Origin of the sequence: Streptomyces sp. CB00316 (genome assembly GCF_001905595.1) — a bacterium.
In the GTDB taxonomy this organism is placed as follows: domain Bacteria; phylum Actinomycetota; class Actinomycetes; order Streptomycetales; family Streptomycetaceae; genus Streptomyces.
Genome location: NZ_LIXI01000005.1, coordinates 122,072 through 135,755, shown reverse-complemented (window position 1 = coordinate 135,755; position 13,684 = coordinate 122,072). Strand labels below are relative to the sequence as shown.

Annotated in this window: 10 protein-coding genes and 1 pseudogene; 7 read left to right on the top strand and 4 right to left on the bottom strand. The window is 72.0% G+C overall.

What is annotated here, in order from left to right; translation table 11 throughout:
• Positions 1–468 precede the first annotated feature (468 nt).
• From AMK21_RS15245 to AMK21_RS15215, 7 genes are all read left to right on the top strand, one after another.
• Positions 469–1,239: a CoA transferase subunit A gene (locus AMK21_RS15245; protein WP_073878164.1), complete on the top strand. Its 771-nt coding sequence runs from the start codon at positions 469–471 to the stop codon at positions 1,237–1,239.
• A gap of 1 nt (position 1,240) precedes the next feature.
• Complete coding sequence (locus AMK21_RS15240; RefSeq protein WP_073878162.1) at positions 1,241–1,897, top strand: CoA transferase subunit B; 657 nt, start codon at positions 1,241–1,243, stop codon at positions 1,895–1,897.
• Between the two features lie 186 nt (positions 1,898–2,083).
• Complete coding sequence (locus tag AMK21_RS15235; RefSeq protein ID WP_073878159.1) at positions 2,084–3,382, top strand: alpha/beta hydrolase family esterase; 1,299 nt, start codon at positions 2,084–2,086, stop codon at positions 3,380–3,382.
• Between the two features lie 39 nt (positions 3,383–3,421).
• A complete protein-coding gene (locus AMK21_RS15230; protein ID WP_073878157.1) occupies positions 3,422–4,858 on the top strand; it encodes a 3-hydroxybutyrate oligomer hydrolase family protein in 1,437 nt (478 codons plus the stop codon).
• 89 nt (positions 4,859–4,947) lie between these two features.
• Positions 4,948–5,745, top strand: a complete 798-nt coding sequence (locus AMK21_RS15225; RefSeq protein WP_073878155.1) for a 3-hydroxybutyrate dehydrogenase — start codon at positions 4,948–4,950, stop codon at positions 5,743–5,745.
• A gap of 138 nt (positions 5,746–5,883) precedes the next feature.
• On the top strand, positions 5,884–7,275 hold the full coding sequence (locus AMK21_RS15220) for an MFS transporter (protein ID WP_073878153.1): 1,392 nt from the start codon (positions 5,884–5,886) through the stop codon (positions 7,273–7,275).
• A 118-nt stretch (positions 7,276–7,393) separates the two neighbouring features.
• Complete coding sequence (locus AMK21_RS15215; RefSeq protein ID WP_073878151.1) at positions 7,394–9,298, top strand: helix-turn-helix domain-containing protein; 1,905 nt, start codon at positions 7,394–7,396, stop codon at positions 9,296–9,298.
• Between the two features lie 219 nt (positions 9,299–9,517).
• Here the strand turns inward: AMK21_RS15215 and AMK21_RS15210 are convergent, their stop codons facing one another.
• From AMK21_RS15210 to AMK21_RS15200, 4 genes and pseudogenes are all read right to left on the bottom strand, one after another.
• Positions 9,518–10,207 carry a potassium channel family protein gene (locus AMK21_RS15210; RefSeq protein WP_073878149.1) on the bottom strand — a complete coding sequence of 230 codons (690 nt, stop codon included), beginning with the start codon at positions 10,205–10,207 and terminating at the stop codon, positions 9,518–9,520.
• Entirely contained in the window at positions 10,200–11,540 is a 1,341-nt protein-coding gene (locus AMK21_RS15205; RefSeq protein WP_324613908.1) for a TrkH family potassium uptake protein, read from the bottom strand. The genes AMK21_RS15210 and AMK21_RS15205 overlap by 8 nt, the downstream gene beginning before the upstream one ends.
• A gap of 198 nt (positions 11,541–11,738) precedes the next feature.
• A pseudogene (locus AMK21_RS37100) lies at positions 11,739–11,858 on the bottom strand (DNA-binding protein); the annotation flags it as partial.
• 318 nt (positions 11,859–12,176) lie between these two features.
• A complete protein-coding gene (locus tag AMK21_RS15200; protein ID WP_073878145.1) occupies positions 12,177–13,562 on the bottom strand; it encodes an L-serine ammonia-lyase in 1,386 nt (461 codons plus the stop codon).
• Positions 13,563–13,684 lie beyond the last annotated feature (122 nt).

The window sequence follows — 13,684 nt, the reverse complement described above, 5'->3', positions numbered from 1 at the left end:
AGGCGTGGAGGGAAGTCATATGTGACCGAAATTGCTTCATCGGTCAGAACTGCTGGGCATTTGTGAGCAGTTGGGGGACTTCTGGGACTGAAAACAATCGTCGGGCCCGGTGCGTCGCACCGGGCCCGACGGTCAGGTGCGCTGGAAGAAGCTCGACCTCTCCGAGTGCGATCGGACGGCCCTCGGCCCGGCCCGCCGGCAGGATGAGCTGGACGGAGAGCATCGCTGATGCCGGTCCGTACCGAGCGAGTTCGGGCCGTGGCTCGCGAAGGAGCGAGGGCGCGGGCGGAAGTAGGGCGCCGGCCGCGGCGCGGGGCGAAACAGGGCGTCGGCGGGCGGAAACAGGGCCTGCCCCTGCGTGGCCCGCGACCACCCGGACCGGCGGCGATGTGTGGGCGGACGCCATCGCCGTACACCGTCCCCCGTTCCTAGTCTCGTGCGCAGTCGATGCGGCGAGAGGGCTGACGTATGAGTGTGGACAAGGTGGTCGCCGACCCGGCGGACGCGATCGCGGACGTGGCGGCCGGGGCGTCGCTGGCGGTGGGTGGATTCGGTCTCTGCGGCATCCCCGGCGTGCTGATCCACGCCCTGCTGGACCGGGGCGCGGGCGGACTTCGGGTGGTGTCGAACAACTGCGGGGTGGACGACTGGGGCCTCGGCCTCCTGCTGCGAGCGGGGCTGATCTCCCGGATGACCAGCTCGTACGTGGGCGAGAACAAGGAGTTCGCCCGGCAGTACCTCCACGGTGAGCTGGAGGTGGAGCTGGTCCCCCAGGGCACCCTGGCGGAACGGCTGCGGGCCGGCGGCTCGGGCATCCCCGCGTTCTACACCCCGGCCGGTGCGGGCACCTGGATCGAGGAGGGCGGACTGCCCTGGCGGTACGGCACCGACGGCTCGGTCACCGTCGCCTCACCGCCCAAGGAGACACGGGTCTTCGACGGCCGGGACCACCTCCTGGAGGAGGGCATCACCACCGACTTCGCCCTGGTCCGCGCGGCCGTCGGCGACCGGCACGGCAACCTCCGCTTCCACTCCTCCGCCCGCAACTTCAACCCCCTGGCCGCCATGGCCGGACGCGTCACGATCGCGGAGGTCGAGGAGCTCGTCGAGCCCGGCGAACTCGCCCCCGACGACATCCATCTGCCCGGGATCTTCGTCCAGCGGGTCGTCCCCGTGAAGCCCGGCGACCCGCGCGCGGAGAAGCGCGTGGAGCGCCGCACCGTACGCGTGGAGGCCTGACATGGCACTGACCCGGGAACAGATGGCGGCCCGCGCCGCCCGGGAGCTGGCCGACGGCAGTTACGTCAACCTCGGCATCGGCCTGCCGACCCTGATCCCGAACTTCCTGCCCGAGGGCGTGGAGGTGGTGATCCAGTCGGAGAACGGCCTGCTGGGCGTCGGCCCGTACCCCGAGGAGAGCGAGGTCCTGCCCGATCTCGTCAACGCGGGCAAGGAGACGGTGACCCTGCTGCCCGGCGGCTCCTGCGTCGACTCCGCGCTCTCCTTCGCGATGATCAGAGGAGGCCACATCGACGTGGCGGTGCTGGGGGCCATGCAGGTCTCCGCCTCCGGGGACCTCGCGAACTGGGTGATCCCGGGCAAGGTGGTCAAGGGGATGGGCGGGGCCATGGACCTCGTCCACGGGGCCGGGCACGTCATCGTGGTGATGGAGCACACCGCGCGGGACGGTTCGCCGAAGCTGCTGGGGGAGTGCACGCTGCCGCTCACCGGACGGGGCGTGGTGCACCAGGTCATCACGGATCTCGCGGTGCTGGACATCACCGCCGAGGGGTTCCTGCTGCGGGAACTGGCGGACGGCGTGACGGTGGACGAGGTCCGGGCCGCCACGGGTGCGGAGCTGACCGTGGGGACGGCCCTCGAACCGCTGCGCGCGTAGCAGCGGGGCGCGTGCTCCCACAACGGGTGGCGGCACCCCGTTCCGGGCCGGGTTGTGGCGGGCACCGCCATTCCCCGGCCCACCGCGCGCTTCCTACGGTGACGGACCTCGGAGGCTCTGCGGGACAGCGCCTCCGGAGCCACGGGATCACGGGCGATCCCGTGCCGCCGCCCACGGGAGGTCACCTTGCCGTACGTCACGCCATCGCACCCGGCACCATCACCAGGCAGGCCACGACGCGGCGGGCGCTGGAGCCGCACCGTCGCCGCGCTCGCCGCCGCCGTCACGCTCGCCACCGGAGCGGCGCTCGTCCCCCCGGCGGCCGAGGCGCGGGCGGCAACTGTCGCGCCGGCCGCCGCCCCGAGGGCCGCCGCCGCCCTGGAACGCGTCACCAGCTTCGGCGCCAACCCCGGCGCCCTCACCATGTACGTCCACCGCCCCGCCGCCCTCCCCGCCAACGCCCCCGTCGTCGTCGCCCTGCACGGCTGCACCCAGAGCGCGCAGATCTACGCCGACAACTCCGGGCTCGACACCTTCGCCGACCGGCACGGCTTCCTGGTCGTCTACGCCGAGACCACCACCGCCAACAACGCCAGCAAGTGCTTCAACTGGTTCCAGCCGGGCGACAACCGGCGAGGCCAGGGCGAGGCCGCCTCGATCCGGCAGATGGTCGCCCACGCCACCACCGTGTACGGCACCGACCCGGCCAAGGCCCACGTCACGGGCCTCTCGGCGGGCGGGGCGATGACCTCGGTGATGCTCGCGGCCTACCCGGAGGTGTTCGCCGCGGGCGCGGTGGTCGCCGGAATCCCGTACGGCTGCGGGGTCGACGTGGTCTCCGCGTTCAGCTGCATGAGCCCCGGCGCCGACCGCACGCCGGCCGCCTGGGCGCAGGCCGTACGCGACGCGCACCCCGGGTTCGCCGGCCCCTGGCCGAGGGTCGCCATCTGGCACGGGGACAACGACGCGACCGTCGCCCCGAGGAACGCCGACGAGCTGCGGGACCAGTGGACGGCGGTCCACGGCCTCGGCCAGACCCCCTCCCGCACCTCCACGCTCGGCCCCGACAACACCCGCAGGAGCGAGTACGGGCCGACTGCCGGACAGGCGGCCGTCGAGGTCGACAAGGTGCCGGGCATCGGCCACGGCACCCCGGTCGCCCCTGGCAGCGGCCCCGAACAGTGCGGCGCCACCGGCACCCAGCACTTCATCGCCTCGATCTGCTCCAGCTACTGGATCACCCGCTTCTTCGGGCTCGCGGGCACCACCACCGAGCCTCCCGTGGACCCGCCCACCGAGCCCGCCGCCTGCTGGACCGCGAGCAACTACGAGCACGTACGCGCGGGCCGCGCCACCACCACCGGCGGCTACGCGTACGCGAAGGGCTCCGGCCAGAACCTCGGCCTCTACAACACCTTCGTGACCCACACCCTCAGGGAGTCACCGGCGGGCCACTACACCATCGCCACCGGCGCCTGTCCATGACCTGAGCTGACCTGACCTGACGTGAAGGAGACTTCCCCGATGCCACGCGCCCCCCGAGGACACCACCACCGCCACCGCCGATGGCTCCGCCCCGCGGCCTTCGCCGCAGCCGCGCTGACCGCCTGGACGGCCGCCCCGTCCGCCGCCGCCCCCCTGCCCCCGGACACCGCCCGTCCCGCCTCCTGCTCCCGTACCGACACGGTCAAGGTCCCGGGAGCCGCCCACCAACGGGCGTCCTGCCTGGCCGAGTTGACCACCGCCGGAACGGTTGCCTCGGGCCACACCGACCCCGCCGACTGGGCGGGCCTCACCCCGGAAGGCCTCGCCACCCCGCGCGGTGTCCCCGGCGTCCAGATCGACGGCTACTTCCCCGACTCCTCCACCACCAACACCAACCACGGCTGGAACCACGACTCCCAGTTCGTCATCCGCCTCCCCGACCGCTGGAACGGCGGCCTGGTCGTCTCCGGCGCGCCGGGCGTGCGCGAGCAGTACGCCAACGACCGGGCCTTCGGGGACTGGGCGGTCGCCAACGGCTACGCGTTCGCCGCCACCGACAAGGGCGCGACCGGCGCCGCCTTCCACCGCGACGGCGAGGCCCCCGGCGACGCGCTGGCCGAGGGCAACCACCGGGTCACCCAACTCACCAGGGCCGCCCGCCAGGTCGTCGCCCGCCGCTACCACCGCCCGCCCTCCCGCACCCTGGCGATGGGCCTGTCCAACGGCGGCTACCTGGTGCGCTGGCAGTTGGAGAACCACCCCGAGCTGTACGACGGCGGCGTGGACTGGGAAGGCACCCTCTGGCGCGCCGGGGGACCGAACCTCCTCACCTTCCTGCCACCCGCCCTGCGCCACTATCCGGTGTACGCGGCCGGCGGCGCGGGCGCCGGGCAGGCCCACCGGGCGATGAAGGCAGCGGGCTATCCGGCCGGTTCGGAGTTCCTCTGGCCCTTCCACCACCAGCACTACTGGGACCTGACCCAGCGGATCTACCGGGAGGAGCTGGACCCGGGATTCGACGGGGCGACGGAGGCGGGGACACCGTTCTGCGCCCCCGGAACACCGGACTGCGACGCCGACTACGTCTACGCCGAGCGGCCGGCGGAGGTCAGGAAGGCCGTCGCGAAGATCGCCCTGACCGGCCGGATCGGCAAGCCGCTGATCAGCTTCCACGGCACCTACGACGTGCTTCTGCCGATCTCCCGCAGCTCGGACGTCTACGCGCAGCTGGTGCGGCGGGAGGGCCGGGGCCACCTCCACCGCTACTACCGCGTCGAGGCCGGCACCCATGTCGACTCGCTCGCCGACGCCTTCCCCGGCCGGGTGCGCCCCCTGGTGCCCTGCCACCGCTCGGCGGCCACAGCACTGGAACGGTGGCTGGACCACGGCGTACGGCCCCCGTCGAGCCGCACGCTGAAGCTGCCGGCAGGGGCGGACCCCGAGAAGCTGCTCACATACTGCCCGCTGAGCGGCTGAACAGTGGGGGTGGCCGCCATACCGGCCGCCCGCACTGTAGCGATCCGGCCCATGGGATGTCCGGCCGGTTATCTCTAGCGTTTCCGGCCATGACGAGCCAATTTCACGCAGCGGCCGGTTCCCCGGCGCAGGGCCCCGGAGCCGTGGACCTCAGCGGGCGCACCGCCCTGGTCACCGGCGGCGGCAGCGGCATCGGACGGGCCACCGCCGAGGCGCTCGCCGCGGCCGGGGCCCTCGTGCACGTCGCCGACCGCGACGCCGACGCCGCCAAGGCCGTCGCCGCCGCGACCGGCGGGGTGGCCCATGTCGTGGACCTCGCCGACGCGGAGGCGATCGGGGCGCTGCCGAGGGCCGTGGACATCCTGGTCAACAACGCCGGGCTCCAGCACGTGGCGCCCATCGAGGACTTCCCGGCCGACCGGTTCGAGCTGATCCAGAAGGTGATGCTGACCGCCCCGTTCCTCCTGATGCGGCAGTGCCTCCCGCACATGTACGCCGGGGGGTGGGGCCGGCTGGTCAACGTGTCCAGCATGCACGGCCTGCGGGCCAGCCCCTTCAAGTCCGCGTACGTCGCCGCCAAGCACGGCCTGGAGGGGCTGAGCAAGGTGGCCGCCCTGGAGGGCGCCCCGCACGGGGTGACGAGCAACTGCGTCAACCCCGGTTACGTACGGACACCCCTGGTCGAGGGCCAGATCGCCGCCCAGGCCGCCGCGCACGGCATCCCCCGGGACGAGGTCGTCGCCGACGTCCTGCTGGACCGGTCCGCCATCAAGCGGCTGATCGAACCCGAGGAGGTCGCCGCCGTCTGCGTCTGGCTCTGCGGCCCCCACACCTCGTACATCACCGGCGCCTCCCTCCCCGTCGACGGAGGCTGGGGCGCCCGCTGACCCCCCGCCCCTGCTCCCCGTCCCCCACCGGTCCCCGGCGCCCACCCGTCTCCGGCCCCCACCGAAGCCGGGCGTACCACCCGCACCACCCGCACCCCCGTCCCTGACAGACCTGCCAACGAAACGCGGTGACTCACCATGGGTTCCCCCAGCTCCGCCCCGCCCGGCAACAGCCGCATCGGCCGGATCGTCGCGGCCAGCCTCGTCGGCACCACCATCGAGTGGTACGACTTCTTCCTCTACGGCTCGGCCGCCGCGCTCGTCTTCAACACGCTCTTCTTCCCCAGCAGCGACCCGCTCGTCGGCACCCTGCTGGCCTTCCTGACCTACGCGGTCGGCTTCGCCGCCCGTCCGCTCGGCGGCGTCGTCTTCGGCCACTACGGTGACAAGATCGGCCGCAAGAAGCTCCTGGTGATCAGCCTGCTCATGATGGGCGGCGCCACCTTCGCCATGGGCCTGCTGCCCACCCACGCCAGCATCGGCGTCTGGGCCCCGATCCTGCTGACCGTCCTGCGCCTGGTCCAGGGCTTCGCGCTCGGCGGCGAGTGGGGCGGCGCCGTACTCCTCGTCTCCGAACACGGCGGCGACAAGCGGCGCGGCTTCTGGGCCTCCTGGCCGCAGGCCGGAGCCCCCGGCGGCAATCTGCTCGCCACCGGTGTCCTGGCGCTGCTCGCCGCCGTCCAGTCCGACGAGGCCTTCCTCGCCTGGGGCTGGCGCATCCCGTTCCTGCTCTCCGGCGTCCTCGTGATGCTCGGCCTGTGGATCCGGATCTCCGTCGAGGAGTCCCCAATCTTCCTGGAGGCGCAGAAGAAGGCGCAGGAGCAGGCGGCCGCGGGCGTCAAGGAGCAGGCGCCCGTAGTCGCGGTGTTCCGCAAGAGCTGGCGCGAGGTGCTCCTCGCCATCGGCACCCGCTTCGGCGAGAACATCTCGTACTACATCCTCACCGCGTTCCTCCTGGTCTACGTGACCGTGCACCTGGAGATGTCCAAGAGCGACGCGCTGAACGCCGTACTGATCGGCTCGGCGGTCCACTTCGTCACCATCCCGCTGTGGGGCGCCCTCTCGGACCGGCTCGGCCGCCGCCCGGTCACCCTGATCGGCGCCCTCGGCATGGCGGTCTGGGCCTTCGGCTTCTTCGCGCTGCTGGACACCAGGTCGTTCCCGGTGATCGTCCTCTCGGTCACCGTCGGCCTGCTGCTGCACGGGGCGATGTACGGGCCGCAGGCGGCCTTCATCTCCGAGATGTTCGACACGAAGGTCCGCTACTCCGGCGCCTCGATGGGCTCCCAGCTCGCCTCGATCATCGGCGGAGCGCTCGCCCCGCTGATCGCGGTCGAGCTGCTCAGGGACTACCGCTCGTCCGTCCCGATCTCCCTCTACCTCTGCTTCGCCGCGCTGGTCACCGCGGTGACGGTGTGGATCGCGAAGGAGACCCGGGGCCGCGACCTGGCCAAGGACGGCCTGGAGGACTCGGTCCCGGCCGCGTCTCCCGCCACCACCCGCAAGGACTCGGTCAGCCTCGGCGGCTGACCCGACCCCCTCGCCGGCCGGTCCCCTTCGGCCGTCGGCCCGCCCCTCCCGCGCCCAGCTCCGTACGGTGCGCGGGAGGGGCCAGGCCGTCCGTACGCCCCTGGGAGGCGATGACCGTATGCTCACCGGCGTGACACCCTCCGCCCCCCAGCACTCCGCGGCGGCCCTGCGCCACCTTCTCGACCTGCTGGCCCAGGGCGCGGCGGCCGAGGAGTTCGACCGGCCCGCCGCCACCGCCCGGGAGGCGGGCGCCCCCGCCGCCGAGCTGGCCCATATCGCCGATGCCACCACCGTGGCGCTGCGCATCCGGCGCACCCTCAGCCAGCACCGGGTCCGCGAGGCCCAGCTCACAGCCCTCTTCGACACGGCCAGCGACCTCGCGGCCCTGCGCGACCTGGACGCCGTCCTGCGGGCCATCGTCCACCGGGCCAAACTGCTGCTCGGCACCGACGTCACCTACCTCTCGCTCAACGACGACGCGGCGGGCGACACCTATATGCGGGTCACCGACGGCTCGGTGGCCGAGGCGTTCCAGCGGGTACGGCTCGGCATGGGCGAGGGGCTCGGCGGGCTCGTCGCCCAGACGGCCCGCCCGTACGCGACCGGCGACTACGCGGCCGACACCCGCTTCCACCACACCACCACCATCGACAGCGCCGTCCTGGACGAGGGGCTGCGCGCGATCCTCGGCGTACCGCTGCGGCTGGGCAGCCGCGTCATCGGTGTCCTGTACGCCGCAGACCGCGCACCCCGCGAGTTCACCGCCGGGGAGGTGGCGCTGCTCTCCTCACTGGCCGACCACGCGGCGATCGCCATCGACGGGGCCCGGCTGCTGGAGGAGACCCGGGCCGCGCTCGTCGACCTCAACGCCGCCTCCGAGACCATCCGGACGCACAGCGAGGCGATGCGCCGCGCCGAGGAGGCCCACGACCAGCTCACCGACCTCGTCCTGCGCGGCGGCGGGGCCGACGACGTGGCCGCCGCACTCGCCGACATCCTGGACGGCGGGATCCTCATCCATGACGCGGACGGCGCCGAACTCGCCCGCGCCCGCACGGAACCGCAGCCCCCGCCCACCCCGGCCGTCGCCGCCTCCCGGGCCCGGGGCCGGGCCGTCCCCCTGAACGGCACCTGGGTCTGCGCGGTCCTCGCCGGACCCGAACTCCTCGGCTCCATCGCGCTGACCGGCCGTGCGGGCCTCGCGGACGCCGACCGGCTGCTCTTCGAGCGGGCCAGCGTGGTCACCGCGCTCCTGATGCTGCTGCGCCGCTCGGTCGCCGAGACGGAGGACCGGGTACGGGGAGAGCTGCTCGGCGACCTGCTCTCCCGCACCGGAGATCCGGGCACCCTGACCGCCCGGGCCCGCCGCCTCGGCGTCGACCTGGGCCGCCTGCACAGCGTGTTCGTGGCCCACAGCGACGCGGCCCCCCGCCACCGCCTCCTGGCCGCCGCCGCGCGCAGCGCCCAGACCCGCAACGGCCTCGCCGGTCTCCACCACGACCACGTCGTCCTGGTGACCCCCTCCGACACCCCGGGCCCCGACGCCCAGGCGCTCGCCGCCGAACTGGGCCAGGCGGCCGGCTGCCCCGTCACCGTGGGCGCGGCGGGCCCCGCCACCGGCCCGGCCGAACTGCCCGACGCCCACAGCGAGGCGGACCGCTGCCTCTCCGCCCTGCGCACGCTCGGCCACACGGGGAGCGGCGGGGCCACGGCGGACCTCGGGTTCATCGGCGTACTCCTGGGCGACCAGGCGGATCTCGGCGGGTACGTGACCAGGACGCTGGGCCCCGTGCTGGACTACGACACGGCGCGCGGGACCGACCTGGTGACCACCCTGGACGCGTACTTCGCCCAGGGAGCGAGCCTCACCCGCACCAAGACGCTGCTCCACGTCCACGTGAACACGGTGGTGCAGCGCCTGGAACGCATCGGCCGCCTCCTGGGCCCGGACTGGAACGAGCCGCCGCGCGCGCTGGAGATCCAACTGGCCCTGCGCCTGCACCGCCTGACCCAGGGGCTGTGAGCCGGCCTCGTGCACTTCACTCCTGGCGGACGCAGGCGTGCACCGCGAGCGGGCGGCCTCGGAGGGACCCGGGTTCGCCGCGTCGCCCGCACCGACGACCACGCCGCCCCACTCACACACCGAGCAGCCGAAGACCGAGCCGACACGGAAGAGGCCCCCGGCGCCCTCGCCGACCGCATCCGCCATCACGCAGCACCCTTGAGGTTGCCGGGGCGGGCCTTACTGGAGTTCGCTGAAGCGCTCGGTTGCCCGGGTGCGTCCGGCGACGATGATGGTGTCGTCCGCCTCCACCACGGTCTCGGGGGTCGCGTAGGTGAAGCCTTCCCCGGGACGCTTGATCGCGACGACCGTGACGCCGAAGCGGGAGCGGACGGCGCTGTTGGCCAGGGGAAGGCCGATGATGTCGGCCGGCGGGCTGGTCTTGACCAAGGCGAAGTCGTCCTCGAACTCGATGTAGTCCAGCATGCGGCCCCGTACGAGGTGGGCGACGCGCTGGCCCATGTCGTGCTCGGGATAGACGACGTGGTGGACACCGAGCTGGGTGAGGATGCGGCCGTGGGCTTCGCTGATGGCCTTGGCCCAGACGCTCTCGATGCCGAAGGAGACCAGCAGCGAGGCGGTGAGGATGCTCGCTTCGAGGTCGGTGCCGATGGCCACGACGGCACGGTCGAACTCGTGGACACCCAGCTGGCGCAGGGCGTCCTCCTTGGTGGAGTCGGCCCGCACGGCATGGGTGAGGGAGCCTGAGAGGGCCTGGACCACTTCGGCGCTCTCGTCGATGCCGAGGACCTCGGTGTCCTCGTCGACCAGCTCCAGGGCCAGGGCGCGGCCGAAGCGGCCCAGGCCGATGACGACGACGGAGCCGCGCGATTCTGTACGGCGCTTCCTGGGGTTGGGTTTCCTAGCCAATGATGGGTCTCTCCTCGGGGAGGTCGTACAGGCGGTGGCGGGTGCGCAGGGCGAGTGCGGAGGCGACGGTGATGGGGCCGAGCCGGCCGATGAACATCAGCGCGATCAGCAGGAGCTGCAGGCCGGGGGCCAGGTCGGCGGTGATGCCGGTGGACAGGCCGACGGTGGCGAACGCGGAGGTGACTTCGAACAGTGACTCGTCGAGAGTGTGGTCGGAGAAGACCATGAAGGTCACGGTGGTGATGGCCACGGCTGCCACGGACAGCAGCACGACGGTGAGGGCCTGGCGCTGGAGGTCGCCGTGCAGGCGGCGGTGGAAGATGTTGACCGCGCCCTCGCCGCGGATCTCGGCGTATATGACGAAGAACAGCACGGCGAAGGTGGTGACCTTGATGCCGCCGGCGGTGCCCGCGCTCGCGCCGCCGATGAACATGAGCACGTCCGTACCCAGCCAGCTCGCGGGGTTCATCTGGGAGGTGTCGATGCTGTTGAATCCGGCGGTACGCGGCATGACGCCCTGGAAGAACCCGGCCAAGAGCTTTCCCGGTGTGTCCAGGGGGCCCAGGGTAGCCGGGTTGGACCACTCGATCACGGTGATGAAGACGCTGCCGCCGACCAGGAAGACACCCGTGGCCCACAACACGATCTTGGTGTGCAGCGACCAGCCACGCGGCTTGCGGAAACGGCGGCGCAGCTCGAACAGGACGGGAAAACCCAGCCCCCCGGCGATGACGGCCGCGGCGATGGGCAGGCAGATCCAGGGGTCGGTGACGAAGCTCATCAGGTTGTCGGAGTACAGGGCGAAACCGGCGTTGTTGAACGCCGAGACGGAGTGGAACACCCCCAGCCAGGCCGCTCGTGGCCAGGGCTCGTCGTAGGCGATCGCAAACCGCAGCGCCAGTGCCAGAGCGGTGACGGCCTCCAGCAGGAGGCTGACCTTGACCACGCCGGTCACGACCGAGCGGACGTCGCCGATCCCGAGCGTCTTGGTCTCCGCGGCTGCCGACATCCGCGCTTTGAGGCCGATGCGGTGCGAGACCAGGAGTACCAGCAGGGAGGCGAAGGTCATGATGCCGAAGCCGCCCACCTGGATGAGCCCCAGGACGACCGCCTGCCCGAAACCGCTCCAGTACGCGGGTGTGTCGACCACGATCAGGCCGGTCACACACACTGCGGAAGTGGAGGTGAACAGCGCCTCCAGCACCCCGGCACCACCGGGCCCGGCCTTGGCCGCCGGCAGCATCAGCAGGCCGGTCCCGGCCAGGACGGCCGTGGCGAAGCCGGCCACGACCACCTGCGCCGGATGGCGAAAACGCGGCCACCGCGGCGTCACCACCTCGCGCCCTCCGCCCTGCGGGCGGGCACCACACTTGTTCGCACTGTAAGACGATAGACAACCCTGACGCGGACTTCGACACGAGGCCCTGCCATCTGCCCTCTGCCGTCTCCAGGCTTGAGTCATGCGCCTACGAAGCGGCGTTCGTCCGCACCCTGCGCACCGGCCCGTACCCGGAATCCGGGCGTCCGGGACGCTGGTGACGACGCGGACGTCTTCGGCTTCGGCTGCCGTCAGCCACTCGGTGGTCTCAGGTGTGCGTCGTACCCGTTTGGGCAGGCCTCCGCAGTCCAGGACGAGCGTGAGGGCAGCGATGGTGCCTTCGTGGAGCTAGACCCATACGGGTCGGACGGGTCCTTCGCCGGGCGCCGGGGAGGTGGCCGTGGGGCCCAGTTCAACAAGACTCCTGTGCCTGGGTGAGGTGATCGTTCGATCCGCTGTGCCCGAGGGGCATCATCGCTGCGCGGATGCCGCGAACTCCCAGGTCACACGTCCGTCAGCGGGGGGCCGGGTGAAACTTTTCAGGGACTTTCACGTCTGTCCCAGGGGGATCCCTGGGACCTTCCGCCGTGCGAGCAGGGAAGGCCCTGACAGCGCTGAAAGATGCGAACACACTGGTCAGGGCCCATCCGCCTAGCACTCGATGATGTTCACCGCGAGCCCGCCGCGCGCCGTCTCCTTGTACTTCACGCTCATGTCGGCGCCCGTTTCCTTCATGGTCTTGATGACCTTGTCCAGGGAGACCTTGTGGCTGCCGTCGCCGCGTAGTGCCATCTTCGCGGCGGTCACCGCCTTCACCGCCGCCATGCCGTTGCGCTCGATGCACGGGATCTGGACGAGCCCGCCGACCGGGTCGCACGTCAGGCCGAGGTTGTGCTCCATGCCGATCTCGGCGGCGTTCTCCACCTGCTCGGGGGAGCCGCCCAGGACCTCGGCCAGGGCTCCGGCCGCCATCGAGCAGGCCGAGCCGACCTCGCCCTGGCAGCCGACCTCGGCGCCGGAGATGGAGGCGTTCTCCTTGAAGAGCAGGCCGATCGCGCCGGCGGCGAGGAGGAAGCGGACGACGCTGTCCTCCTTCTCCGTCTCGGTGCAGCCGTGGGCCGCGAAGTTCATGTAGTAGTGCAGGACGGCCGGGATGATGCCCGCCGCGCCGTTCGTGGGGGCGGTGACCACGCGGCCGCCCGCCGCGTTCTCCTCGTTGACCGCCATCGCGTAGAGGGTGATCCACTCCATCGCGTGGGCCTGCGGGTCGCCCTCGGCGCGCAGCTGGCGGGCCGAGTTCGCGGCGCGGCGGCGGACCTTGAGGCCGCCTGGGAGGATGCCCTCGCGGGACATGCCGCGCGAGACGCAGGCCTGCATGACCCGCCAGATGTCCAGCAGGCCGGAGCGGATCTCCGCTTCGGTGCGCCAGGCCAGCTCGTTCTCCAGCATCATCTGGGAGATGGAGAGGCCGGTCTCCCGGGCCAGGCGCAGCAGCTCGTCGCCGGTGCGGAAGGGGTGCCGCAGGGCCGTGTCGTCGGGGACGATCGGGTTCTCGCCCGCCACCGCGTCCTCGTCCACGACGAAGCCGCCGCCGACCGAGTAGTACGTCTTCTCCAGGAGCGGGGCGCCCTCGGTGTCGTACGCGAAGATCGTCATGCCGTTGGCGTGGTAAGGGAGCGCCTTACGGCGGTGCAGGACCAGGTCGTCGTCGAAGGCGAACGCGATCTCGTGCATGCCGAGCAGGTTGATCCGGCCGGTGGAGCGGATCTCGTCGACCCGCCCGTCGGCGGACTCCACGTTCACCGTCTGCGGGGACTCGCCCTCCAGGCCGAGCAGGACCGCCTTCGGGGTGCCGTGGCCGTGGCCGGTCGCGCCGAGGGAGCCGTACAGCTCGGCCCGTATCGAGGTCGTGTGCGCGAGCAGGCCCTCGTTCTTCAGGCGGCGCGCGAACATCCGGGCGGCCCGCATCGGGCCCACCGTGTGGGAGCTGGACGGGCCGATGCCGACCGAGAAGAGGTCGAAGACCGAGATGGCCACGGGAGGACTCCTTGGGGGGTTGGAAGACGCCGTTGTCTGCCTGGGCGGTGCGGGGACAAGCAGGGCAAGCGGGATGAAATCAGCGGGGGCGGGGCAAGGAACGGGGCACCACGCTCACTCGT

Excerpts from the sequence above, each read along its gene's own strand:
- AMK21_RS15245 (WP_073878164.1), top strand. The coding sequence starts at position 469 with ATGAGTGTGGACAAGGTGGTCGCCGACCCGGCGGACGCGATCGCGGAC.
- AMK21_RS15240 (WP_073878162.1), top strand. The coding sequence starts at position 1,241 with ATGGCACTGACCCGGGAACAGATGGCGGCCCGCGCCGCCCGGGAGCTG.
- AMK21_RS15230 (WP_073878157.1), top strand. The coding sequence starts at position 3,422 with ATGCCACGCGCCCCCCGAGGACACCACCACCGCCACCGCCGATGGCTC.
- AMK21_RS15225 (WP_073878155.1), top strand. The coding sequence starts at position 4,948 with ATGACGAGCCAATTTCACGCAGCGGCCGGTTCCCCGGCGCAGGGCCCC.
- AMK21_RS15220 (WP_073878153.1), top strand. The coding sequence starts at position 5,884 with ATGGGTTCCCCCAGCTCCGCCCCGCCCGGCAACAGCCGCATCGGCCGG.
- AMK21_RS15215 (WP_073878151.1), top strand. The coding sequence starts at position 7,394 with ATGCTCACCGGCGTGACACCCTCCGCCCCCCAGCACTCCGCGGCGGCC.